The sequence below is a fragment of the Rhodoblastus sp. 17X3 genome (genome assembly GCF_030056575.1).
Taxonomy (GTDB): Bacteria; Pseudomonadota; Alphaproteobacteria; order Rhizobiales; family Beijerinckiaceae; genus Rhodoblastus.
Map to the genome: position 1 here is coordinate 13626 of NZ_JASHHX010000011.1, position 22579 is coordinate 36204.

Genomic DNA, 22579 nt, shown 5'->3' on the forward strand with positions numbered 1-22579 from the left:
CGTAACGCGCCAATTCGCGCGAAAGAAAATAATCCGGGCGTTCCTCAATCGCCCGTCGGGGGGAAATCATGAACGCCGCCCATTGGACCATTCTGCTGCATCTCTGCATCGCGCTTTGCGCGGGCGGCCTCATCGGCCTCGAGCGCAGCCGTCGCGGCCGGATGGCCGGCCTGCGCGAACATGCGCTGGTCAGCCTCGGCTCGGCGCAACTCATGATGATCGGCGTCTATTCCTGGCAGGGCGGGATCGTCGAACATCCATTCGACGGCACGTCGAACCATGTGATCCAGGGCGTGATGAGCGGCATCGGCTTCCTCGGCGCCGGCGGCATTCTCAAGGAAGGCTTTTCGGTGCGCGGCCTGACCACCGCCGCCTCGCTCTGGTGCACGGCGACAATCGGGCTGATGATCGGCCTCGGCTTCCTCTTTCCCGCAATGGCCGCGACGGCGCTGACGCTGCTGTCGCTGACGCTCCTGCGCTGGTGCGAGCGCCTGTTGCGCAATGAGCATGAAATGCAATTGCACCTGCGCCAGAACCGCGCCGACGCGATGCACGAACCGGCGATCGTCGCGCTGCTGGCGCGTCACGGCTGCAAGGTGTCCTCGCTCAGCGCGCAGGGCGCCGGCGAAGGCCGCTATCTCGATTACCGCGCGGTGCTCGCCTCGCCGGACAAGAACGCCAGCCACGCCTTGATCGAAACCCTCGCCAACGAGCCGCGCTTCGTCGAATTCGGCCTGAGCCCGCTTGGAGACTAACCTTCAGAACTCCACGCCGAACACCATCCGCGCGCGCTGGCGGGAGAGATCGGCCTGGTTCCATGCTTCGACGCGATCCGCCGTCAGCGGCTGCGACGAGGAGAGCTGCGCCGACCACGCCAGCGAGAGGAAGGCCTTCGGCCCCATTTGCAGGTGAAGCGTCGGGCCGGCGTAAAACGCCGCGCCGACGCTGTTGCTGAAGCCGAGCGACTGATAGGCCCGATAATATTCGACCTCGCCGCCGACAAATGTGTCGGGCGTGATTCGATAGGACATCGCGCCGGTCACGCCGAACGGGGCGGAGCGGCTCGTTCCCCCATCGGGTTCATTGTTGGCCTCGGGCAGATAGATGATGTTGGCCGCGACGAGCAGCGTCTTCGAGATGAGCTCGGCGTCGAAATAGACGCGGGTCTCCATCGAGAAATTCTTGCCGCGTCCGCCGCTGATATTGTCGATCCGTTCAAATTCCGGCTCCAGCGAGATCGCGAAGCCGAAGGGCGCGTCAATGCCCCGCCGCAGGAAGATATATTTCGGCATCAGGGAGAAGCCGGAGAAATTCACCTGGCCGTGGTTGTCGAGGCCGGGCGCGTTGGCGATGTTCATCCACGAGCCATAAAGCCGATCTCATAGCCGAACCGATCCGTGGCGGCCCCCTCGAAGGCGGCCTCCTGCTGGATCGCCTGATAGACCCCGCCGCCCTTCTTGCCGAACCCGCCCGTGGTGGTGAATTCGGCCTCCTTGCCGCCCGCCTCGCCGACGTCCGTACCCTCGGTGAAGCCGAAAAGATGCTTGTCCTCGAAGAAATCCGGCTCGCTTTTCGCGCCGGAACGCGCGTCGTCGTGGTCCTGCGCCAGGGCGTGGGGCGCATAGGAAAGTCCAAAGACGATCAGAAGCGCGAGTCGGACGATGGTCCTTCCGGCGCCAGGCGCGGCGAACAAACTTCTCTCCCGAGGGGAATCGCGCGAAGATTCACGCGCGAACAGGAAGGCTAACAGAAAACTTCCGTCCGCACGACGCCCATGCAAATATGCGCGCCCCGGTTCACGACCGGTTCATTTGGCCGGCATAGACTATGCTCACTCTTATGAGGGAGGGTTGAAATGAAATTTTTCGCGAAAGGCCTGATCGTCGCGGGCGCCCTGGTCGGCGCGAGCCTGATCGGCGCAGCAACAGCTGGCGCCATGCCCATCGCGCCGCCCCCCGGCGTTCAGGCTCCCGCCGCTCCGGTCGAGACGGTTGGCTGGCGCTGCGGCCCGGGCTGGCATGTGAACCCGTGGGGCCGCTGCGTGCCCAATGGTTACGGCTATGGTTATGGCTATGGCTATGGGCGTCCCGTTTATCGGCCTTACGGGTTCTATGGCGCTCGGCCTTACGGTTACGGTCGGCCCTACGGCTATCGTCGGCCTTATGGTCGTCCCTATGGCGCATACGGCAATCCCTATCGCCACTGGTGACAGCATCGCCTTCGCCGGAGCCGCACCGCGCGGCCCCGGCGCTCAAAACCTTTCGATCGAGAAGGGCTTCGGATCGGCGAAGGGCGCTTCGCCGGTCATGATTTCGGCAAGCAGCCGGCCCGAGATCGCCGAGAGCGTCAGTCCATGATGCTGATGGCCGAAATTGAACCACAATCCCTTGTGACGCGGAGCCGCGCCGATGATCGGCAGCATGTCCGGCAGGCAGGGGCGACGCCCCATCCACGGCTTGGCGTCCAGTCTTTCTCCCAATGGAAATAATTTGCGCGCGATGGGTTCGCTCGCATCGAGCTGCGTGTAATCGGGCGGCGCGTCGCGCCGTGCGAATTCCGCGCCCGTGGTCATGCGAATGCCGCGCGCCATCGGCGCCAGCAGGAAGCCGTTGTCGGCGTCGAGCGCGGGATGATCGAGCCGAGCGCCTTCGCCCGGCGCGTAATGCATGTGATAGCCGCGCTTCACGGCCATGGGAAATGCATAGCCCAAAGGCCCGGTGACGGCGTCCGCCCACGGACCGAGGCAGACGACGGCCTCTCGCGCCACAAGCGGCCCCTGCTCCGTCTCGACGCCATAGCCGGCGCTGGCCTGGCGGAAGGTCCGGGCGTCGCCGCGCACAAAGACGCCGCCGCGCCGCTCGAACAGAGCGAGATATTTCTGCGTAAGCGCCAGCGGATCCGTGAGCGAGGCCGGGTCAAGATAATGCACGGCGCCATGGACGCCATAGAGAGACGGCTCGACCTTGCGCAAAGCCGCCGCATCATAGAGCGCGACCTTCAGGCCATAGGGCTCGATCTGTTTTGCCGACGCGCGCCCCTTGGCGAAACTCTCCTCACTGCGAAACAGCTTCAGCCAGCCGGTCTTGCGCAGCAGGTCCAGCGCGCCGGCCTCCACCATCAGCTTCTCATGTTCGCTCAGGGACTGCTCGATCAGCGGGCGGACCGCCATGGCGTTGCGGAAGGCCCGGTCCGGCGCGGATTCGCGCCAATAGCGCAGCAGCCAGGGCGCGAAATAAGGCATATCGCGCAAATGATAGCGCGCCTCATTGGCGCCATTGACGGCATAGACGGCCAGCGCGCGCCAGTCGCGCGGGAAGAGATAGGGAAAGATCGAGGCGCGTTCGATCAGGCCGGCGTTGCCGAAGGAGGTCTCCTCGCCGGCGCCGCGGCGGTCCACGAGCGTCACCGCGCGCCCGCGCGCCTGGATTTGCAGGGCGGTCGCCACGCCCACGATCCCGGCGCCCAGCACAAGCACATCGGTCTGACGCATGAAGCATTCCTCAGCCCCGGCGCATCGCCCCGCCGGTCGGCAAGCGCGAGCGTCGCACTTCATATTGGTCTAGCAACGGCGGCGCCAAGATGAAGGGCGACAAGAAAGAGGCGGCGGCGCGCGGCCTGTGGACGACGGGCCGCCGATCCTGTAGGAGCGGATCACGATCCAACCGGCAGGAAATCGCCAAAGCTCGGGGATAAAAAGATGCGCCCGCTGAAAATCGCTCCTTCGATCCTCTCCGCCGATTTTTCCAAACTCGGCGAAGAAATCCGCGCCATTGTCGCTGCCGGAGCCGATATCGTCCATGTCGACGTCATGGACGGGCATTTCGTGCCCAATATCACCATCGGGCCGGATGTCGTGAAGGCCTTGCGCAGCTCGACGGATCGGATCTTCGACGTCCATCTGATGATCTCGCCCTGCGACCCCTATCTGGAGGCTTTCGCGAAAGCCGGCGCGGACACCATCGTCGTCCATGCCGAGGCTGGGCCGCATCTGCACCGCTCGCTACAGGCGATCCGTGCGCTCGGCAAGAAGGCCGGCGTCTCGCTCAATCCCGGCACGCCCGAGAATGTGGTGGAATATGTGCTGGACGAGCTCGATCTGATCCTCGTCATGTCGGTCAATCCGGGCTTTGGCGGCCAGCAATTCATTCCCGCCACGCTGGAGAAGCTGCGCCGCCTCCGGGCCATGATCGGCGACCGCCCGATCGATCTCGAAGTGGACGGCGGTGTGACGGCTGAAAACGCCATGGACATCGTCGGCGCCGGCGCCAATTGGCTCGTCGCCGGCTCCGCCGTCTTCAAGGGCGGCCCCGAGCATTACAAGAAGAACATCGACGCCATCCGCCTCGCCGCCCAGATGGCGCGGGGCGAGGCCATCTGACCGCCGCCCCTCCTCCAGCGCTTCGCGCCACCTTTTCCCGCCAGGGGAGAAGGATTTCCGCCAAGCTTTCCAATTCGCCAGTATAGAGAGACGCCGATGATCCCCCGCTATTCCCGCCCCGAAATGGTCTCGATCTGGGAGCCGCAGACGCGCTTCAAGATCTGGTTCGAGATCGAGGCCCACGCCTGTGACGCCCTTGCCGAGATCGGCGTGATCCCGAAGGAAAGCGCGAAGAACATCTGGGAAAAGGCCGGGAGCGTCACTTTCGACGTCGACCGCATCGACGAGATCGAGCGCGTCACCAAGCATGACGTCATCGCCTTCCTGACCCATCTGGCCGAATTCATCGGCCCGGATTCGCGCTTCGTCCATCAGGGCATGACCTCGTCCGACGTGCTCGACACCTGCCTCTCGGTGCAGCTCGCCCGCGCCGCCGACCTGCTCATCAAGGATGTGGACGGCCTGCTCGCCGCCATCGAGCGCCGCGCCTTCGAGCACAAGATGACGCCCAGCATCGGCCGCTCGCATGGCATCCACGCCGAGCCTGTGACATTCGGACTCAAAATGGCCGAGGCTTACGCCGAGTTCACCCGCGCCCGCAAAAGGCTTGTCGCCGCGCGCGAGGAAATCGCCACCTGCGCCATTTCCGGCGCTGTCGGCACTTTCGCCAATATCGATCCGCGCGTGGAAGAGCATGTCGCGAAGATGATGGGCCTGACGCCCGAGCCGGTCTCGACCCAGGTCATCCCGCGCGACCGCCACGCCATGTTCTTCGCCACTTTGGGCGTCGTGGCCTCGTCCATCGAGCGCCTCGCCATCGAGATCCGCCATTTGCAGCGCACCGAAGTGCTGGAAGCCGAGGAATTCTTCTCGGAGGGCCAGAAGGGCTCCTCCGCCATGCCGCACAAGCGCAATCCGGTGCTGACCGAAAATCTCACCGGCCTCGCCCGCCTCGTGCGCGGCATGGCCGTGCCGGCAATGGAGAATGTCGCGCTCTGGCATGAACGCGACATCTCGCACAGCTCCGTCGAACGCATGATCGGCCCCGACGCCACCGTGACGCTGGATTTCGCGCTGGTCCGCCTCACCGGCGTGATCGACAAGCTGCTGGTCTATCCCGCCAACATGCAGAAGAACCTCGACCTGCTGGGCGGCCTGGTCCATTCGCAGCGCGTGCTGCTGGCCCTGACGCAGAAGGGCGCCTCGCGCGAGGACGCCTATAAATTCGTCCAGCGCAACGCCATGCCGGTCTGGCGCGGCGAGGGCGATTTCCTCGACCTGCTGAAAAAAGACCCGGACGTCAAGGCCCTGTTGACCGACGCCGAGTTGGAAGAGAAGTTCGACCTCGGCTACCACCTCAAACACGTCGACACGATCTTCACGCGCGTGTTCGGACGCGCTTGAGACCAAATCCCGCATGTTTGTGCGGGATTTGGCTGGGCGCGACTACGCTGCTGAGCTAACGCGAGGGACTCCCTTATCGCGACCGGTCGCGGCAAGGGAAAGGGGAAGAGACCTGTGAACGACGTTTACCTCCTCGCGGGAGCCGGCCTCCTGGCCGGCGCGATGAACGCTATCGCCGGCGGCGGCTCCTTCGTGACCCTGCCGGCGCTGATCACGGCGGGCGTCCCCGCGCTCAACGCCAACGCCTCGTCCACAGTGGCTCTGGTTCCGAGCGCGCTCGCCAGCGCCTATGCCTATCGCAAGGACTTCCAGGATTTCGAGGGCGTGCGTTTCCGCGACATGGCGCTGCTCAGCGTCGCGGGCGGCGCCTCGGGCGCGCTGCTGCTTGAGGCGACGCCGCAGAGCGTGTTCACAATCCTCGTTCCGTTTCTCCTCCTGTTCGGCACTTTGGCTTTCGCCTTCGGCCGTCAAGCAGGCGCATTCCTCCGCGAGCGCATCAAAATCACGCCGCGCATGATGCTGGTCAGCCAGTTCATTCTGGGTATTTACGGCGGCTATTTCGGCGGCGCCGTCGGCATCATGATGTTGGCCGCCTGGAGCCTTCTGACCTCTGCCTCCATCGCGGCGATGCAGCCCGCACGCAACCTGCTCAACGCCGCGATGAACGCCACGGCGACGCTGCTGTTCATCGCGGGCGGGCTGGTGTTCTGGCGGCAGACCTTCATCCTGTTCGGCGGGGCGATCGTGGGCGGCTATTTCGGCGCCTATTACGCGCGCCGGATCGACCCGTGGCTGGCCCGGATCGTCATTTCCTGCCTCAACGCCGGAATGACCGCCTTCATGTTCTGGCGGACCTTCGGCCATTGAGATTGTTTCTGGAGGCTCCCATGCTGAAATCGCTGCTCGCTCTTATCGTTCTCGCCGGCGCCCTGGCGCTTCCAGCCGAAGCCGCCTCGCGCCGGACCAGCGCTCCCCAGACCAAGGCGCAGCGCCAAAGCCATTTCATGCAGAGCCAGCACGAAAGTCACCGCGCCAGCCACCATCATCCGCACAAGACACATCGCCGCCCCTGGCATTGATCCAGGCCTCGCCGAAACGGTTCAGGCGGCATTCAGGCGCGTCGCGCGAAACTGCCTTTGGATCGAAAGATCAATCGGGGAGATAGTCGATGTTTCGCGCGCTTGTCACCGCCACCCTGCTCGCTGCGGGCCTTGCCCTGAGCGCAGCGCCCGCTTCCGCACAGTACTGGGGCGACCAATCTGCTTCGAATCGCGACCAAAGCGAACGCCAAGGCTGGGATCAGGACCAGGGCGAGCATCGCGGTTGGGAGCACGACCGCAACGACAGCTTCGGTTGGGGGCGAGCCCGCGGCGAAGAAGACGGCTGGGATCAGGATCGCGGCCCTCATCACGGCTGGCGGCATCACTGGCGCGATCGTGAAGATTGGGTCGGCGACGGGCATGACGACGACGGCTCCTTTTGACCAGTCCGCAATCGCCAATCCGCCTCGCCTGCCGCAATCAGACGGGGGATCAGGCACCCGCTGCGAACCTGCGCCAACGCCAGATCCGCCGACCGGAACTCACGGGAGAAACACATGCGGAAATCACTTGTTGTCGCCCTTGCGCTTGTCTGCGCGATCCCCCTTGCCGCCGCGCCTGCCGAGGCGCATGGCTGGGGTCATCATCACGGATGGGGCCACCATCACGGCTGGGGGCGCGGCCATCATTATGGCTGGCGCCATCGTCATCGCTGGTGAGAAAACTGCGGCGGCCCGAGCCGCCGCGTTCAGAACCCCTTGCTGAGCCGGTCGAAGGCGATCAGCCTTTCGAGCAAAGCCGGCATCTCGCTGAGCGGAACCATGTTCGGCCCGTCGGAAAAGGCCTCGTCGGGCCGGTCATGCGTTTCGATGAACAGGCCCGCGACGCCGACCGCCACCGCCGCGCGCGCCAGAACGGGCACAAATTCGCGCTGGCCGCCTGAGGACGTTCCCTGCCCGCCCGGCTGCTGCACGCTGTGGGTGGCGTCGAAAATCACCGGCGCGCCGATCTGTTGCGCCATGATCGGCAGGCCGCGAAAATCCGTCACCAGCGTATTGTAGCCGAACGAGGCGCCGCGCTCCGTCACCAGCACGTCGGGATTGCCCGCGTCATAGATCTTCGCCGCGACATTTTTCATGTCCCAGGGCGCGAGAAACTGCCCCTTCTTGACATTGACAGGCTTGCCGGTCGCCGCCGCCGCCAGCAGCAGATCGGTCTGGCGGCAGAGGAAGGCCGGGATCTGCAACAGGTCCGCGACCTCGGCCACCGTCGCACATTGCTCCTTCTCATGCACGTCAGTGACGACGGGCAGGCCAAACTCGCGCTTGATCTCCTCGAAGATCTTCAGCGCCGCATCAAGCCCGATGCCGCGTTTCCCCGAGGCCGAGGTTCGGTTGGCCTTGTCGAAGGAGGATTTGAACACAAAGCCCATGCCGAGCTTTTCCGTCAGCGCGGAGAGCTTTTCCGCCATGAACAGGGCGTGGTCGCGGCTTTCCAGCGCGCAGGGGCCGGCGATCAGGGCGAGCGGCAGATCATTGCCGAAATGCGCCACGCGCGCGCCCGCGCCGATCGTGACATTCGCGTGTTTCGGGGCTTCCGACATCCTGTCTCCAATCATGCCTGCTCGAAGGCGACGGCGACGCCGTCGATGGTTTCGGCCAGCAACCGGCCCGCCTGATGGCGCGGCGCAAGGCCGTTCGCACGCAAGACCGCTTCCGTTTCCGCCGTGTCCTTGACCGCGAACACGAGGCCCGCGACGCGAAAACCTTCCGTCTGCGGCGCGGCGCCAAAGCGGTAGGCGAAAGCCGGCGCGCTCAAGACGTCAAGGCTGGTCCCGCCGTCGAGGTGGATTTCCAGCCCTGCCGAAGTCGCCACCATTTCGCGCTGACCGATCAGCGCCGACAAATATTCCGCATGATCCGACGGCCCATCGGCGAGAGCGACGATGGCGCGCAGGCCGAGGGCGCCATTGGGATGGCGCGGCGCGACAGACAGGCGCGCCGCCGCCAGTTGAAAGGAGGACGCGGCCGGGTCAGCCGGCGCTGCCGACGCCACCAATTCGTCGGCGCTCAAACCAACCAGAGCCCGGCGCGACGCCGGATCTTTCGACCCGATGAAGTCCAGCGCCACGCCGTCGGCCAGCGCGACGCCAACGCCGCTTGCGTCAAGCGCAAAGCCCAGCCGCGCCCATTTCTTGGCAAGGTCCTGCGGGCGGGGCGCGGCGAGCGCAACGTGAACGAGTTCTCTCGGCATAATCCATTCGGCTTTGTTAGCGCCGGACCTTATCGGCCAATCGACCCATGCAGGCAAGGGCTCAATCGGGCTATCAATCGCCGATTGCGCCGGCGCGCCGCGCGCTCAAAATCCCGGCGACGAGTTTGGTTCCCGGCAAGGGCGCGCCGCCCGGCCCCGGCATCGCGGCGACATCGTCGGCGCCAAAACCTTTCCCGCAGGCCGAGCAGACCAGGCGCGGCTGGAACTGGCAGCCGCAGCTTTTATGGTGAAACAGGATCGGCGCGCCCTGCTCGGGCTGCGCCCAGCGGTCGCCCCAGGCGGTGAGCGCCATGAGGATCGGAACGAGATCCCGCCCGGCTTCCGTCAGGACATATTCAAAGCGGGGCGGACGCTCCTGATAGGCGCGCCGCTGGATGACGCCATTTTCCTCAAGCGCCTTGAGCCGCCGCGTCAGCAGATTGCGCGACACGCCGAGGTCCTCCGCCAGAGCGTCGAAACGGCTCACGCCCAGAAAGAGATCGCGCAGGACGAGCGGCGTCCACCAGTCGCCGATCAGTTCCAGAGCGCGCGCCAGCGAACAGCGCATTTCCGCGAAACTCGTTCTTTCCATGCTCCCAATTTAGTGAGTTGCATGATTGAACGCAATCGGCCATTTTTAGGTTCATTAATTGAACCTTTACCATAAAAGCAGGAAAAGCCGATGTTTCACGCCATCGCCCACCGCCGGATCACCGCCCTTTTCGAGGCCGTCGGGCGCGGCGACGCGGCGTCTGTGCTGGACTCCTTCGCGGGCCGGTTCACGCATAGCTTTCTGGGACGTTCGGCCTTGGGCGGCGCGCGCCATTCCCTCGCGGCGACGCGGCTCTGGTACGAGCGGCTCTATCGTCTTCTGCCGGGAATAAGATTCGATATAGCGGCGATCACGCTCGCCGGCCCGCCGTGGAACACTTTGGCAGTGGTCGAATGGCGCGAGAGCAATGACGGCGCGGACGGCGTGAAGACCGAAAATTTCGGCTGTCACATCGCGCGAATTTCATGGGGGAAGATGGTTTCGCTGGCGATCTGCCCGGACACCGCGGGGCTGCAGGCGACGCTCGACCGGCTCGCCGCGGCGGGCTTCGCTGAGGCCCACGCCCCGCCAATCGAGGATTAGCACAAAGGCTCACAGGCGAATCCTGCGAGCCTTTGCCAGGCGCGACTGCGCCGCCGAGTTATGCGAGGGGCTTCCTTGACCGTGACCCGTCGCGGTCAAGAACAAATGGCCGCTTAGACCAACCGGCTTTGCGCCTTGGCGGCGGCGATGAAGCTGGCGAAAAGCGGGTGCGGCTCGAAGGGGCGCGATTTCAGCTCGGGGTGATATTGCACGCCGATGAACCAAGGATGGTCGGCAAGCTCCACCGTTTCCGGCAGCAGGCCGTCCGGCGAGGTTCCCGCGAAGATCAGGCCGCAATTCTCCAGCCGCTCGCGATAGCCCATATTGACTTCGTAGCGGTGGCGGTGGCGCTCGGAAATATGGGTCGTCCCATAGATTTCAGCGATTTTCGAGCCGGGCTTGAGCGAGGCCGCATAGGCGCCAAGGCGCATGGTGCCGCCGAGATCGCCGCTGGCCGAGCGAATCTCCAGCTCATTGCCGCGCATCCATTCGGTCATCAGGCCGACGATGGGCTCCGGCGTCGGGCCGAACTCGGTCGAGCCGGCCTGCGTGATCCCGGCGAGCGAACGCGCCGCCTCGATCACCGCCATCTGCATGCCGAAACAAATGCCGAAATAAGGCACGTTATGCTCGCGCGCGAAGCCGGCTGCCGCGATCTTGCCTTCCGTGCCGCGATGGCCAAAACCGCCCGGCACCAGGATGCCGTGGACATGCTCCAGATAGGGCGACGGGTCCTGATGTTCGAAGATCTCGGCTTCGATCCAGTCGAGATTGACCTTCACGCGGTTGGAAATGCCGCCATGGGCAAGCGCCTCGATCAAGGACTTATAAGCGTCCTTCAGGCCGGTATATTTGCCGACGATGGCGATGGTGACCTCGCCCTCGGGATTATGCACCGCTTCGGTCACGGCGTTCCAGCGGCCCATGTCGGGGCGCGGCGCCGGCTCGATGCCGAAGGCCGCCAGCACTTCATGATCGAGGCCCGCCGCATGATAGGCGCGCGGCACGTCATAGATCGAGGAGACGTCAAGCGCCTCGATCACCGCCGATTCGCGCACGTTGCAGAACAGGCTGAGTTTGCGGCGCTCGTCGGCGGGAATGGAGCGGTCGGCGCGGCAAAGCAGGATGTCGGGCTGGATGCCGATGGAGCGCAGCTCCTTGACCGAATGCTGGGTCGGCTTGGTCTTCACCTCCCCCGCCGCGGGGATGTAAGGCAGCAGGGTCAGGTGGATATAGACGCAATGCTGGCGCGGCAGGTCGTTGCCGAGCTGCCGGATCGCCTCCAGGAAGGGCATGGCCTCGATGTCGCCGACCGTGCCGCCGATTTCGACCAGCACGAAATCATAGCCGGAATTGCCGTCGAGGATGAACTCCTTGATGGCGTTGGTGACATGGGGAATCACCTGCACGGTGCCGCCGAGATAATCGCCGCGGCGCTCGCGCGTGATGATGTCCTGATAGATGCGGCCGGTGGTGATATTATCCATGCGATTGGCCGAACGTCCGGTAAAGCGCTCGTAATGGCCAAGGTCAAGATCTGTTTCGGCGCCGTCGTCGGTGACGAAACATTCGCCGTGCTGATAGGGCGACATCGTGCCCGGATCGACGTTGAGATAGGGGTCGAGCTTGCGCAGCCGGACCGTGTAGCCGCGCGCCTGCAGCAGGGCGCCGAGCGCCGCCGAGGCCAGGCCCTTGCCCAGGGAGGAAACCACGCCGCCGGTGATGAAAATATACCGCGCCATCGCGAGGCCTCAGCTTTGAGCGGGACGCGGCGCGGGGGCGCCGGTCGACCGTGGGGTTTCCAATGGTTTCATTTAACCGAAGGGCCGGAAAACCGGCCCCTCGAAAAACGCGAACTTACTGCGAGCGCGGCGGGGCCGGAACGGGTTCCGGCGCGGGCGGGGCCGTCTTCTCCATCTGCTTCAGCTGATCGAGCAGATTTCCTTTTTCCTGACCTTGGCCTTTCGGCTGATCGGCGCCCTTGGACTGGTCGCTCGTCGAAGCCGGCCCGGCGGCCGGCGATTCGAAGATGGATTTGCTGGCGTGAGTGTAGGAGGCCAGGATGGTCAGCGCCAGACTGGTGACGAAGAACAGGGTCGCGAGGATCGCCGTCGCACGGGTCAGCGCATTGGCCTGGCCGCGCCCGGTGAAAAACCCGCCGGAGCCGCCGCCCATGCCCAGCGCGCCGCCTTCCGAGCGTTGCAGCAGAACCACGGCGATCAGCGCCACGACAATGAGAAGGTGAACGACGATCAGAACCGTCTGCATATTACCGTCCTTGGCGCCGATCCGCCGGAAAAGCCCGTTTTCCGACAGAAGGCTGTTGAGAAAGCTTGATAAACCGCAAAAGCCGCCGCAAACCGGCGGCGGCGCAAGATTGGGCGGGTCTTAACGCAAAACTCCGCCCTTGGGAACCCCGCACAGGGCTTAGCGATAAACCGAAACGATGCCGACAAAGTCCCTGGCGGTGAGGCTCGCCCCGCCGACCAGCGCGCCATTGACGTTTTCAACCGCCATCAGTTCAGCCGCGTTGGAGGCCTTGACGGAGCCGCCGTAAAGGATTCTCACCGCCGCGCCGTGGTCCGGCAGCAGGTCGATCAGCTCGCGGCGGATGAAGCCGTGGACTTCGGCGACATCCTGCGGGGTCGGGGTGAGGCCCGTGCCGATGGCCCAGACCGGCTCATAGGCGACCACCAGATTCGCCGCCGTCGCGCCATGGGGCAGCGAACCGGCCAGCTGGCCGCCGACGATGGCGAGCGTCTGGCCAGCCTCGCGCTGAAGATGGGTTTCGCCAACGCAGACGATGGCCACAAGCCCGGCGCGCAGGGCGCCTTCCGCCTTGGCGCGCACGATGGCGTCGCTCTCGCCATGGTCGGCGCGGCGCTCGGAATGGCCGACGATGGCGAAAGTCGCCCCGGCGTCCTTGAGTTGCTCGGCGGAAATATCGCCGGTATGGGCGCCGGACGCCTTGGCGTGGCAATCCTGGCCGCCGATGGCGAGCTTGCCGCCCGCCGTCTCGACCGCCGCCGAAATCAGGGTCGCGGGCGGGCAGATCAGCACATCCGCGCCGGGCGTCGCGGCCGCGGCTTCCGCGATAGCGGAAATTTCGGCCAGGGACGCCTTCAAACCATTCATTTTCCAATTGCCGGCGGCGAGCGGACGGATCGTGGTCATGTCAATTCCCCCAAAAAGTTTCGCTCCGATAGCAGAGGACAAAACCTTTGCACAGGGGACGAATTGCAGCAGGCCTTGCCGGAACTGGATTGCGCACGGCGATTTGGCGTCTCGCGCGCGGCGCTTTATTGGATTGCCTGCGGCGTTTGGCGTTTCTATAGTCCCGCGCTCTCAGCCGCCCGTTCGAATCCGGCGCCAAAACAGGAAACGCTCCATGCTCGATGGTCTCCGGATCATGTCGAAGAATATTTTCGGCCGGACCCTTCTTGCGGCCTTCGCCGCGTTGATCGTGATCGGCTTCGGCTTTTTCGGCATTCGCGACGTGTTCACCAATTTCCGGGCCAATCAGCTGGCGACCGTCGGCGACGCCGAGATCAGCGTCGCGCAATTCCGCAATGATTACCAGTCCGCGCTTCAGCGCGCGCAGCGTCAGGCCAAACGCGCCATCACCAATGACGAGGCGCGCCAGATGGGCCTCGACCGTCAGGTTCTGTCGCAATTGCTCACCGGCGCCGCGCTGGACCAGGACGCCAAAAAGCTCGGCCTCGCCCTGTCCTCCGCCGAAATCGCCCGGCTCATCAAGGCGGAAAAGATGTTCGCCGGCCCGACCGGCGCCTTCGATCAGGCCCGGATGAACGAAATCCTGCGCGACAACGGCTATAGCGAGGCCAGCTATATCCGCGAACAGCGCGAGTTCGCCCTGCGCCAGCAGATCGCCGACGCCGTCTCCGGCGCGCTGAAAACGCCGGAAGTCCTGCTCGCCGCCGTCAATTCCTTCACCAGCGAAACGCGCAAGGCCGAGTTCTTTGTCCTGCCCGCGCCGGATCTCGCCAAGGCCGCCACCCCCTCCGACGAGGCCGTGAAAGCTTTTTACGACCTGCGCAAGGACGGCTATCGCTCGCCGGAGTTTCGCAAGGCGAATGTGCTGATACTGTCGCCAGCGGATGTCGCGAAGACCTTGCAGATTTCCGACGAGGCCGCGAAGAAGGTCTATGACCAGACCGCCGCGCAACGCTTCGTCGCCCCCGAAAAGCGCACGATCGCCCAGCTGACCTTCTCCAGCGAAGCCGACGCCGCCAAGGCGCGGGCGCGAATTGACGCTGGCGAAAGCTTCGATGTTGTCGCCGCCGACAAGACGACTGGCGGCGTGCTCGCCGACATCGGCGCGACGACCAGGGCCGCCATGTTCGACAAGGGCGTCGCGGACGCCGCCTTCGCCTTGCCGCAGCCGGGCGTGACCAAGCCGATTCCCGGCAAGTTCGGCGTGGTGCTGGCGCGGGTTTCCCAGATCGAGCCGGGGGCTACCAAGCCGTTCGACGACGTCAAGGAGCAGATCAAGGGCGAACTCGCGCAAGCGCAGGCCAAGGGCGAAACCCAGACCTTGCACGACAAGATCGAGGACCTGCGCGCCTCCGGCAAGACGCTGGTCCAGGCGGCCGAGGCGCTTGGCTTACAGACCCAGACCTATGTCACGGACGCCTCGGGCGCCGGCAAGGGCGAGGCCGGGCAGCCCGGCGCGCCGATTGCCGCGCTCGCCGCCGCGCCTGAGCTGGTCAAGGCGATTTTCGCCTCGGACGTCGGTGTGGATAATGAAGCCGTCACCCGCAAGGACGGCGGCTTCTCCTGGTTCGAGATCAACGCCGTCGAGACGTCCCGCCAATTGTCGCTGGACGACGTCCGGCCCCTGCTCGTCAAGGCGATTCAGGAGAGCGACGCGCAGAAGGCGCTCGCCGCGCAGGCCAATGAATTGGCGCGCAAGATCGATTCCGGCGAAAGTCTCGCCGCTCTGGCCGCCGCCAACCATGCGACCGTCGAGCAGGCCGCCGCCGTCAAGCGCTCCGACGCGCCGGGCTTGGCGCCCGCCGCCGTGCAGCAGATTTTCGGCACGCCGGTCGGCGGCGCCGGGGTCGCGCTGGCCGATCGCGGCGGACGCATCGTGTTCAAGGTGCTCGACGCCACGACGCCCCCGATCGACCTGAAAAGCCCGGTGCTGGCCGGGCTTGTCCCGCAGCTGGATACGAGCCTGGCGGACGATCTGTTCAGCCAATATGTCTCCGGCCTGCAAACGCAACTGGGCGCGCGCGTGAACCAGACCGCGCTGCGCGCGGCCGGCGGGCAGGAATAAGGGGATCTGACGGATGTTTCTGCCCGAATACGGCGCTTTCGCCGGGCGTTACGAGGCAGGCGAGCCGTCGCTCGTCAGTCTGCGGCTGGTCGCTGATCTGGAAACCCCTGTTTCCGCCTTTCTGAAGCTGTCGCACGGACGCGCGGGCGACATCTTCCTGCTGGAATCGGTCGAAGGCGGCGCCGCACGGGGGCGCTACTCCATGATCGGGCTGGACCCCGACCTGATCTTCCGGGTGCAGGGCGGCAAGGCCGAGATCAACCGCGACGCGCGACGCGACCGCGAGGCCTTCACCGCCTGCAAGGGCAAGCCGCTCGACGCCCTGCGCGCATTGCTTGACGAATCGGCCATTCCCGCTTTTCCAGGCCTTCCGCCCATGGCCGCCGGCGTGTTCGGCTATCTCGGCTATGACATGGTGCGCGAGATGGAGCGGCTGGCCCCGGCCAAGCCCGATCCGATCGGCACGCCGGACGCGCTGCTGGTGCGCCCGACCCTGATGGCCGTGTTCGATTCCGTGCGCGACGAAATTTGGCTCGTGACGCCCGTCCGCCCGCAGGATGGCGCCAGTGCAAAGGCGGCCTATGAAAGCGCCGTCGCCCGGCTTGAAGAGGCTGTCGCGACGCTGGAAGGCCCGATGCGCCACGAGGGCCAGGCCGCAGACGCCCTGCTGCTGCAGAGCCATCAGCCGGTCTCCAACACGAGCGAAGCCCAGTTTCTCGACATGGTCGAGCAGGCTAAGTCCTATATCCGCGCCGGCGATATTTTCCAGGTGGTGCTGTCGCAGCGCTTCACCTCGCCCTTCCAGCTTCCGGCCTTCGCGCTCTACCGGGCGCTCCGTCGCGTCAATCCCGCGCCCTTCCTCTGCTATCTGGATTTCGCGGATTTCCAGATCGTCTGCTCCAGCCCCGAGATTCTGGTGCGGGCGCGCGAGGGCAAGGTCACCATCCGTCCCATCGCCGGCACGCGCTGGCGCGGCGAAACGCGCGAGCAGGACGAGGCTCTGGAGCGCGAATTGCTCGCCGACGAGAAGGAACGCGCCGAGCATCTCATGCTGCTCGACCTCGGCCGCAACGATGTCGGCCGCGTGGCGGAAATCGGCAGCGTGAAGGTGACGGAGCAGTTCGTCGTCGAGCGCTACAGCCATGTCATGCATATCGTGTCCAATGTCGAAGGCAGGCTCGACCCGAGCCGCGACGTGATCGACGCGCTCAGCGCGGGCTTTCCCGCCGGTACGGTTTCCGGCGCGCCGAAAGTGCGCGCCATGGAGATCATCGACGAGCTGGAAATCGACAAGCGCGGCATCTATGGCGGCTGCATCGGCTATTTCGGCGCCTCGGGCGAAATGGACACGTGCATCGTTCTGCGCACTTCCGTGGTAAAGGACGGCGAGATGCATGTTCAGGCCGGGGCCGGAATCGTCTATGATTCCGATCCGGCGAGCGAACAGCGCGAATGCGTGAACAAGGCGCGCGCCTTGTTCCGCGCGGCGGAGGAAGCCCTGCGCTTCGCCTCAACGGCGAGGCGGGGGCAGTGAAGCTTTCGCCAAAACCTCGAATAGATCGGCAGAAAATTGACTTTTGAAAACGCCAGTCCCGCGCTGGCCCGGGCGCTCGCGGCGCATGATTATCTGAAGCCCACTCCGGTCCAGGCCGCCGTCATGAAGCCCGAGGCCGAGGGCCGTGACATCCTCGTCTCGGCCCAGACAGGCTCCGGCAAGACCGTGGCTTTCGGCCTCGCCATGGCCTCCGACCTCATCGGCGCCGGCGAAACCGTCCCCGACGTTGGCGCGCCGCTCGGCCTCGTTATCGCCCCGACCCGCGAACTGGCCCTGCAAGTAGCGCAGGAGCTGCGCTGGCTCTATTCGCAGTCCGGCGCGCGCATCGTCGCCTGCGTCGGCGGCATGGACCCCCGCGCCGAACGGCGCGCGCTTGAAGGCGGCGCGACGATCGTGGTCGGCACGCCGGGCCGCTTGCGCGACCATCTGGAGCGCCGCGCGCTCGACCTCTCGCGCCTCGCCGTCGCCGCCCTCGACGAAGCTGACGAAATGCTCGACATGGGCTTCCGTGACGATCTGGAGTTCATCCTCGACGCCACGCCGGAAGGGCGCCGCACCCTGCTGTTTTCCGCGACCATGCCGAAAAGCATCGTCGCTCTGGCGCGGAAGTACCAGCGCAACGCCTTGCGCATCGAGGCCGTGGGCGATGTGGGCGGCCACGCCGACATTGATTACCGCGCCGTCCGCATCGACTCGCGCGAGACGGAAAAGGCGGTCATCAACCTGTTGCGCTATTACGATTCGCAAACCGCCATCGTGTTCTGCAACACCCGCGATTCCGTGCGCCATCTGCAGGCGAGCCTGCAGGAGCGCGGCTTTTCCGCCGCCCTGCTCTCCGGCGAGCTCGGCCAGCACGAGCGCAACCTGTCCATCCAGGCCCTGCGCGATGGACGCGCGCGGGTCTGCGTCGCCACCGACGTTGCGGCGCGCGGCCTCGACCTGCCGACGGTTGGCCTCGTTATCCACGCCGACCTGCCCCATGACGCGGAAGCCCTGCAGCATCGTTCAGGCCGCACCGGACGCGCCGGGCGCAAGGGCGTCAGCGTGTTGCTGGTGCCGCCCAAGGCGCGCCGCCGCGCAGAAAGCCTATTGGCCCAGGCCAATGTCGCGGCGGAATGGGCTTCGCCCCCGACCGCCGACGACATCAAGCGGCTCGATCGCGAGCGCATGGCCCGCGACGCGGCCTTTCAGGACGAGCTGTCCGAGGAAGAAAACGAAATCGCGGCTTTGCTGCTGGCCGAGCATGGGCCCGAAAAATGCGCCGCGGCGCTGGCGCGCATGTTGCTCGCCCGCCTGCCGCAGGCCGAGGAAGTTGCCGACCCGGGCGTCGGGCCAGACTTTTCGGCTCCCGCCAAAGGACCGCGCGCGGGCAAGGCCCCGCTGCCGGGCGCAGTCTGGTTCCGTCTCGACATTGGCCGCGCCAAGAACGCCGATCCGAAATGGATGTTGCCCATGCTGTGTCGCAACGGTGGGATCACCCGTGCCGACATCGGCGCGATCCGCATCTTCCCGCAGGACAGCAAGGTCGAAATCGCTGGCGAGGTCGCGGAGACCTTCCTGAAGAACATGCGGCGACCCGGCGGCGAAAACATCCGCATCGAGCGGATCAGCCCCGCCGGCGACAGCCCGACGCCGCCCGACTTTGGAAAGCCAAAAGGCAAGAAGCCCTACAAAGGCTCCAAGCCACATCAATAACTTGGCATAATATACTGTTTTAGCCAGACTTTAATTCTCACATGGCTTCGGAAAGCCGGGACGTCTCCGCCAGAGGCTGGAGGAATTGCGCCCCGGCTTTGCCGTTGCGAGCCCCGGCGATCTGCTTGCCCGAAGCTTTACCCGGCCGCGCGGGCTGCGTTAAATCGGCGAGCCTCAAAGCGCCACCCCGCGCGTCCTCCCCACCGCGTCACAACGGAAGCGCGCGAGGCCAAAAAGGAAGCCAAGCATGACCGTCGCAGCACTCAACGCCCTGGCGCCGGTCGTCCTGCTCATTGGCCTCGGCCATTTCCTGAAGCGTTGCCGCGCGCTGGACGAGGCTTTCTGGCCGCAGGCCGAGCGCATCTGCTATTTCGTGCTCCTGCCCGCCCTGTTTTTCCATGGGACGGCGACAGCGGAGATCGGCGAACTGCCCGCCGGGCGCCTCTCTGTCGCGCTCATCGCTTCGACGCTGGTTCTTTCCGCTCTGATCGTCGCGGCTCGCCCGCTGATCCGAACCGACGGCGCCGGTTTCACCTCCGTGTTTCAGGGCGGAATCCGGTTCAACAATTATATCGGGCTGATGCTGGTCTCCGGCATGCTGGGCGTGAGGGGCGTTGCTTACGCCGCCATTTGCAACGCAGCCCTCGTGCCAACCGTCAATGTCCTTTCCGTGCTGGTTTTCGCACGCTATGGCGAGGTCAGGCTGTCCCCGCTTCAGGTTTTGTGGCAGAGCGTGACCAATCCGCTCGTGCTGGCCTGCCTTGGCGGTCTCGCCTTCCATATGCTGGGCTTCGCGCTTCCCTTCGGCGTCGAGCCGGCGATGAAGGCGCTCGGCGGGGCGGCCCTGCCGCTTGGCCTGCTCTGCGTGGGGGCGGCGCTGCGTTTCTCGGGCGTCCGCGGCTGGGCGTCGCCCATTTTCGCGTCATCGCTGTTCAAGCTGGCCGCCGCGCCCGCCCTCACCTTTCTGGCCGCGCGGCTGTTCGGCCTGCCGTCGACGCCCGCCACCGTCGCCCTGCTCTATCAATCGCTGCCGACGGCCTCCTCCGCCTATATCCAGGCGCGGCAACTGGGCGGCGACGCGCCGCTTATGGCCGGCATCACCGCCGCCCAGACCATCATGGCCGCCGCGACTCTCCCGCTCGCGCTGGGCCTGTTGGCCCCAGGCTGATCGACGGCGTCACTCCTCGGGCAGGTCGGAGGCGAAGGCCTCGTTCAGCGGCTCTTCGCCCAAAGGCTCCTCGTCTTCCAGCAGGCCGGCGTCGTCGCGCGGCTGGGGCACGCCAAAGCCCTTTGGCAGGCGGCCGTCGAACAGGCCTGCCGCCTTGAGCTCGTCGAGGCCCGGCAGATCGGAAATCTGCTCCAGGCCGAAATGCAGCAGGAAATTCTCCGTCGTGCCATAGGTCACGGGGCGACCTGGCGCGCGGCGGCGGCCACGCAAGCGCACCCAGCCGGTCTCCAGCAGCACGTCCATCGTGCCTTTTGAGAGGGCCACGCCACGAATATCCTCAATCTCGGCGCGAGTCGCGGGCTGGTGATAGGCGATGATCGCCAGTGTCTCCATCGCGGCGCGGGAAAGCTTGCGCGGCTCCTGCTGCTCGCGCTGGAGCGCCCAGGCGAGGTCCGGCGCAGTGCGGAACATCCATTTTTTGCCCACCCGCACCAGATTCACGCCGCGCGAGACATATTCCGCCTTGAGATAGGCGAGCGCCGGGGCGAGCGCCGCGCCCTGCGGCAGGCGCTTGAGCATTTCGTCCTCGCTCAAGGGCTCGGTTGCGGCGAAAATCAGGGCCTCGCACAGCCGCATGACCTCGCGCTGCGCCTCGTCCGGCGTCTCGCGGGCAAGAAAGGCGGCGGCGTCGGCCGCCTTGAGGTCAAACAGGGAGTCTTGATCCGCCAAACCCGCTCACTCCGCCGCGAGCGCCTGCCGGCGCCGAAGCCAGAGCGGCGCGAAGGCGCGGTCTTGCCGCAGGTCGATCAGCCCTTCCTTGACCATTTCCAGCGAGGCCGAAAAGGTCGAGGCGCGCACCGTGCGCGCCTGGGCGGGCGTGGCGACCCAGGCGATCAGATAATCATCGAGGGTCGTCCATTCCACCGCCATGCCGACGATGCGCTCCAGCGCCTCGCGGGCCTCGGCCAGCGACCAGACCTGCCGCGTCTTGAGCGACACATGCGACAAGGCCTGTTTCTGCCGCTGGATGGCGTAGGCGGAAAGCAGATCGAACAGGCTCGCCCGGTAGAGCGGCGCGTTGATAATGTCGAGCCCTTCCGGCGCGCCGCGCAGGAACAGGTCGCGGCCAAGGCGCGGGCGCTCGGACAGACGTTCCGCCGCCGCGCGGATCGCCTGCAGACGCTTCAGGCGCCGGGCGAGGCTGGCCGCCAGCTCCCTCGGGTCCGGCTCTTCCGCCTTTGGCGGCGCCGGCAGCAGCAGGCGCGATTTGAGATAGGCCAGCCAGGCCGCCATGACGAGATAATCGGCAGCCAATTCGAGCCGGACGCGGCGCGCGGCCTCGATGAATTCAAGATATTGCTCGGCCAAAGCGAGGACGGAAATACGGCTCAGGTCAACCTTCTGGCGACGCGCAAGCTCAAGCAGCAGATCGAGAGGCCCTTCATAGCCGTCTACATCGACCCGGAAATCCGCTTCGCCTTCCGCGCGTTCGCCGCCCGCCGCCTCAAATTCCGCCTCAGCCCTGTCAAGGCCTCCGGAGGCGACGCGGCCGGGCGCGTTGTCGTTCACCCGCTCCATATCTTGCTGCCTGCTCCTCTCCGCCTATGATGCGAATCAGGCTTTCAGCGTGGGCGAATCAGGCAACAGCCGCAAGCGCCGAAAGCAGTTCCGCCCGCGCTTCCACAGGATCGAACCCCTCGGCGGCGGCAAAAGCGGCGGAAACCTGCGCCCGAGCCCGCTCCACGCGCTCCAGCGCCTTGCCCGCGAGCACGGGCGAAGCCTGGGCCACCGCGCCCGCTTCGGTCAGGTCGCCATTGCAATGCAAGGCCAGATCGACGCCAGCGGCGAAGGACCGCGCCGCGCGCTCGAAAAAGCGCCCGTCGAGGGCCTGCATGGAGAGATCGTCGGTCATCAGCAGACCGTTGAAGCCGATCTCGCCACGCACGATTTCTTCGATCACCACGCGCGAATGCGTCGCCGGATGCGCCGGATCGATCGCGTCATAGATCACATGGGCGGTCATGGCCGCAGGAAGATCGGCGTTGGCGCGGAACGGCGCGAAATCCGTCTCCAGTTCGGCGCGGGGGACATGCACGCGCGGCAGTTCGAGATGACTGTCCGCCGTCGCCCGGCCGTGGCCGGGAATATGTTTCATCACCGGCATGACGCCGCCGGCCATCAATCCCTGCGCGGCCGCGCGTCCAAGCCGCGCGACGTCGGCGGGATTGTCCGCATAGGCGCGATCGCCGATCACCCGATGCGACCCCGGCGCAGGGGTGTCGAGCACCGGCAGGCAATCGATATCGATGCCCAAAGCGCGAAGGTCGTCCGCGATCAGCCGCGCGCCGAGCGCGGCAAGGCGGGCGTCGTCGCACGCAAACTGTCCGAAGGCGGCGGCGGCGGGATAGACGGGCCAATGCGGCGCGGTCAGGCGCTGTACGCGCCCGCCTTCCTGATCGACCAGCACCGCGGCGTCGGCTCCGAGAAGGTCGCGGAAGGAGTCCGTCAGGGCCCGAACCTGTGCGGGGCTATCGATATTGCGCCGAAACAGGATCAGCCCCCACGGCCGCGCCTCCTTGAAGAAAGCGCATTCGTTGGGGCTGAGCTCAAGGCCGGCGCAGCCGGCGATAAAGGCGTGAAAGGTCATGAAGC

General features: G+C 65.7%; 25 protein-coding genes. 13 read left to right on the forward strand and 12 right to left on the reverse strand.

Translation table 11 applies throughout. From position 1 onward, the window contains the following. The first annotated feature begins 68 nt into the window (after positions 1-68). Positions 69-755: an MgtC/SapB family protein gene (locus QM467_RS11555; RefSeq protein WP_283366477.1), complete on the forward strand. Its 687-nt coding sequence runs from the start codon at positions 69-71 to the stop codon at positions 753-755. Positions 756-758: 3 nt separating this feature from the next. On the opposite strand, the gene QM467_RS11560 is transcribed toward QM467_RS11555, so the two are convergent. Then, positions 759-1358: a hypothetical protein gene (locus QM467_RS11560; protein ID WP_283366478.1), complete on the reverse strand. Its 600-nt coding sequence runs from the start codon at positions 1356-1358 to the stop codon at positions 759-761. Continuing rightward, positions 1355-1693, reverse strand: a complete 339-nt coding sequence (locus QM467_RS11565) for a hypothetical protein (RefSeq protein WP_283366479.1) — start codon at positions 1691-1693, stop codon at positions 1355-1357. Before QM467_RS11565 ends, QM467_RS11560 begins: the two co-directional genes overlap by 4 nt. A gap of 162 nt (positions 1694-1855) precedes the next feature. On the opposite strand from QM467_RS11565, the gene QM467_RS11570 reads away from it, so the two are divergent. After that, entirely contained in the window at positions 1856-2209 is a 354-nt protein-coding gene (locus QM467_RS11570) for a GCG_CRPN prefix-to-repeats domain-containing protein (protein WP_283366480.1), read from the forward strand. A gap of 42 nt (positions 2210-2251) precedes the next feature. On the opposite strand, the gene QM467_RS11575 is transcribed toward QM467_RS11570, so the two are convergent. Next, the gene (locus QM467_RS11575; RefSeq protein WP_283366481.1) at positions 2252-3490 is read right to left on the reverse strand and encodes an NAD(P)/FAD-dependent oxidoreductase; all 1239 of its coding nucleotides are present in this window, start codon (positions 3488-3490) and stop codon (positions 2252-2254) included. A gap of 207 nt (positions 3491-3697) precedes the next feature. Between QM467_RS11575 and rpe the strand changes: the two genes are divergently transcribed. From rpe to QM467_RS11605, 6 genes are all read left to right on the forward strand, one after another. Further along, the gene (gene rpe, locus QM467_RS11580; RefSeq protein ID WP_283366482.1) at positions 3698-4378 is read left to right on the forward strand and encodes a ribulose-phosphate 3-epimerase; all 681 of its coding nucleotides are present in this window, start codon (positions 3698-3700) and stop codon (positions 4376-4378) included. Between the two features lie 96 nt (positions 4379-4474). Next, positions 4475-5782, forward strand: coding sequence for an adenylosuccinate lyase (gene purB / locus QM467_RS11585; protein ID WP_283366483.1), 1308 nt, complete (start codon positions 4475-4477; stop codon positions 5780-5782). Between the two features lie 114 nt (positions 5783-5896). Further along, on the forward strand, positions 5897-6649 hold the full coding sequence (locus QM467_RS11590; protein ID WP_283366484.1) for a sulfite exporter TauE/SafE family protein: 753 nt from the start codon (positions 5897-5899) through the stop codon (positions 6647-6649). A gap of 20 nt (positions 6650-6669) precedes the next feature. Then, the gene (locus QM467_RS11595) at positions 6670-6861 is read left to right on the forward strand and encodes a hypothetical protein (RefSeq protein WP_283366485.1); all 192 of its coding nucleotides are present in this window, start codon (positions 6670-6672) and stop codon (positions 6859-6861) included. Positions 6862-6950: 89 nt separating this feature from the next. Continuing rightward, positions 6951-7265 carry a hypothetical protein gene (locus QM467_RS11600; protein ID WP_283366486.1) on the forward strand — a complete coding sequence of 105 codons (315 nt, stop codon included), beginning with the start codon at positions 6951-6953 and terminating at the stop codon, positions 7263-7265. 114 nt (positions 7266-7379) lie between these two features. Further along, positions 7380-7541: a hypothetical protein gene (locus tag QM467_RS11605; RefSeq protein WP_283366487.1), complete on the forward strand. Its 162-nt coding sequence runs from the start codon at positions 7380-7382 to the stop codon at positions 7539-7541. 29 nt (positions 7542-7570) lie between these two features. Here QM467_RS11605 and kdsA read toward each other — a convergent pair whose 3' ends face one another. The 3 genes from kdsA to QM467_RS11620 form a co-directional block, all read right to left on the reverse strand. Continuing rightward, positions 7571-8425, reverse strand: coding sequence for a 3-deoxy-8-phosphooctulonate synthase (kdsA, locus tag QM467_RS11610; protein ID WP_283366488.1), 855 nt, complete (start codon positions 8423-8425; stop codon positions 7571-7573). A gap of 11 nt (positions 8426-8436) precedes the next feature. Next, positions 8437-9075 (reverse strand): hypothetical protein, encoded by a 639-nt coding sequence (locus QM467_RS11615; protein WP_283366489.1) that lies wholly within the window; start codon positions 9073-9075, stop codon positions 8437-8439. Positions 9076-9148: 73 nt separating this feature from the next. Continuing rightward, positions 9149-9667: a winged helix-turn-helix transcriptional regulator gene (locus QM467_RS11620; protein WP_283366490.1), complete on the reverse strand. Its 519-nt coding sequence runs from the start codon at positions 9665-9667 to the stop codon at positions 9149-9151. Positions 9668-9757: 90 nt separating this feature from the next. On the opposite strand from QM467_RS11620, the gene QM467_RS11625 reads away from it, so the two are divergent. Next, on the forward strand, positions 9758-10210 hold the full coding sequence (locus tag QM467_RS11625) for a nuclear transport factor 2 family protein (RefSeq protein WP_283366491.1): 453 nt from the start codon (positions 9758-9760) through the stop codon (positions 10208-10210). A 113-nt stretch (positions 10211-10323) separates the two neighbouring features. On the opposite strand, the gene QM467_RS11630 is transcribed toward QM467_RS11625, so the two are convergent. From QM467_RS11630 to tpiA, 3 genes are all read right to left on the reverse strand, one after another. Then, the gene (locus QM467_RS11630; RefSeq protein WP_283366492.1) at positions 10324-11952 is read right to left on the reverse strand and encodes a CTP synthase; all 1629 of its coding nucleotides are present in this window, start codon (positions 11950-11952) and stop codon (positions 10324-10326) included. A gap of 115 nt (positions 11953-12067) precedes the next feature. Further along, the gene (gene secG / locus QM467_RS11635; RefSeq protein ID WP_283366493.1) at positions 12068-12478 is read right to left on the reverse strand and encodes a preprotein translocase subunit SecG; all 411 of its coding nucleotides are present in this window, start codon (positions 12476-12478) and stop codon (positions 12068-12070) included. 159 nt (positions 12479-12637) lie between these two features. After that, positions 12638-13384, reverse strand: coding sequence for a triose-phosphate isomerase (gene tpiA, locus QM467_RS11640; RefSeq protein WP_283366494.1), 747 nt, complete (start codon positions 13382-13384; stop codon positions 12638-12640). Positions 13385-13598: 214 nt separating this feature from the next. On the opposite strand from tpiA, the gene QM467_RS11645 reads away from it, so the two are divergent. From QM467_RS11645 to QM467_RS11660, 4 genes are all read left to right on the forward strand, one after another. Then, positions 13599-15509 carry a SurA N-terminal domain-containing protein gene (locus QM467_RS11645; protein WP_283366495.1) on the forward strand — a complete coding sequence of 637 codons (1911 nt, stop codon included), beginning with the start codon at positions 13599-13601 and terminating at the stop codon, positions 15507-15509. Positions 15510-15522: 13 nt separating this feature from the next. Continuing rightward, positions 15523-17043: an anthranilate synthase component I gene (trpE, locus tag QM467_RS11650; protein ID WP_283366496.1), complete on the forward strand. Its 1521-nt coding sequence runs from the start codon at positions 15523-15525 to the stop codon at positions 17041-17043. Between the two features lie 36 nt (positions 17044-17079). After that, entirely contained in the window at positions 17080-18759 is a 1680-nt protein-coding gene (locus QM467_RS11655) for a DEAD/DEAH box helicase (RefSeq protein ID WP_283366497.1), read from the forward strand. Positions 18760-19006: 247 nt separating this feature from the next. Beyond that, positions 19007-19927, forward strand: a complete 921-nt coding sequence (locus QM467_RS11660; RefSeq protein WP_283366498.1) for an AEC family transporter — start codon at positions 19007-19009, stop codon at positions 19925-19927. A gap of 9 nt (positions 19928-19936) precedes the next feature. On the opposite strand, the gene scpB is transcribed toward QM467_RS11660, so the two are convergent. Genes scpB through nagZ form a run of 3 tightly spaced genes read right to left on the reverse strand, consistent with a single transcriptional unit; the run spans position 19937 to position 22574 of the window. Further along, a complete protein-coding gene (gene scpB / locus QM467_RS11665) occupies positions 19937-20656 on the reverse strand; it encodes an SMC-Scp complex subunit ScpB (RefSeq protein WP_446737767.1) in 720 nt (239 codons plus the stop codon). Positions 20657-20662: 6 nt separating this feature from the next. Beyond that, positions 20663-21505 (reverse strand): segregation and condensation protein A, encoded by an 843-nt coding sequence (locus QM467_RS11670; RefSeq protein WP_446737768.1) that lies wholly within the window; start codon positions 21503-21505, stop codon positions 20663-20665. A 58-nt stretch (positions 21506-21563) separates the two neighbouring features. Further along, entirely contained in the window at positions 21564-22574 is a 1011-nt protein-coding gene (gene nagZ / locus QM467_RS11675) for a beta-N-acetylhexosaminidase (RefSeq protein ID WP_283366500.1), read from the reverse strand. Positions 22575-22579: the final 5 nt, after the last annotated feature.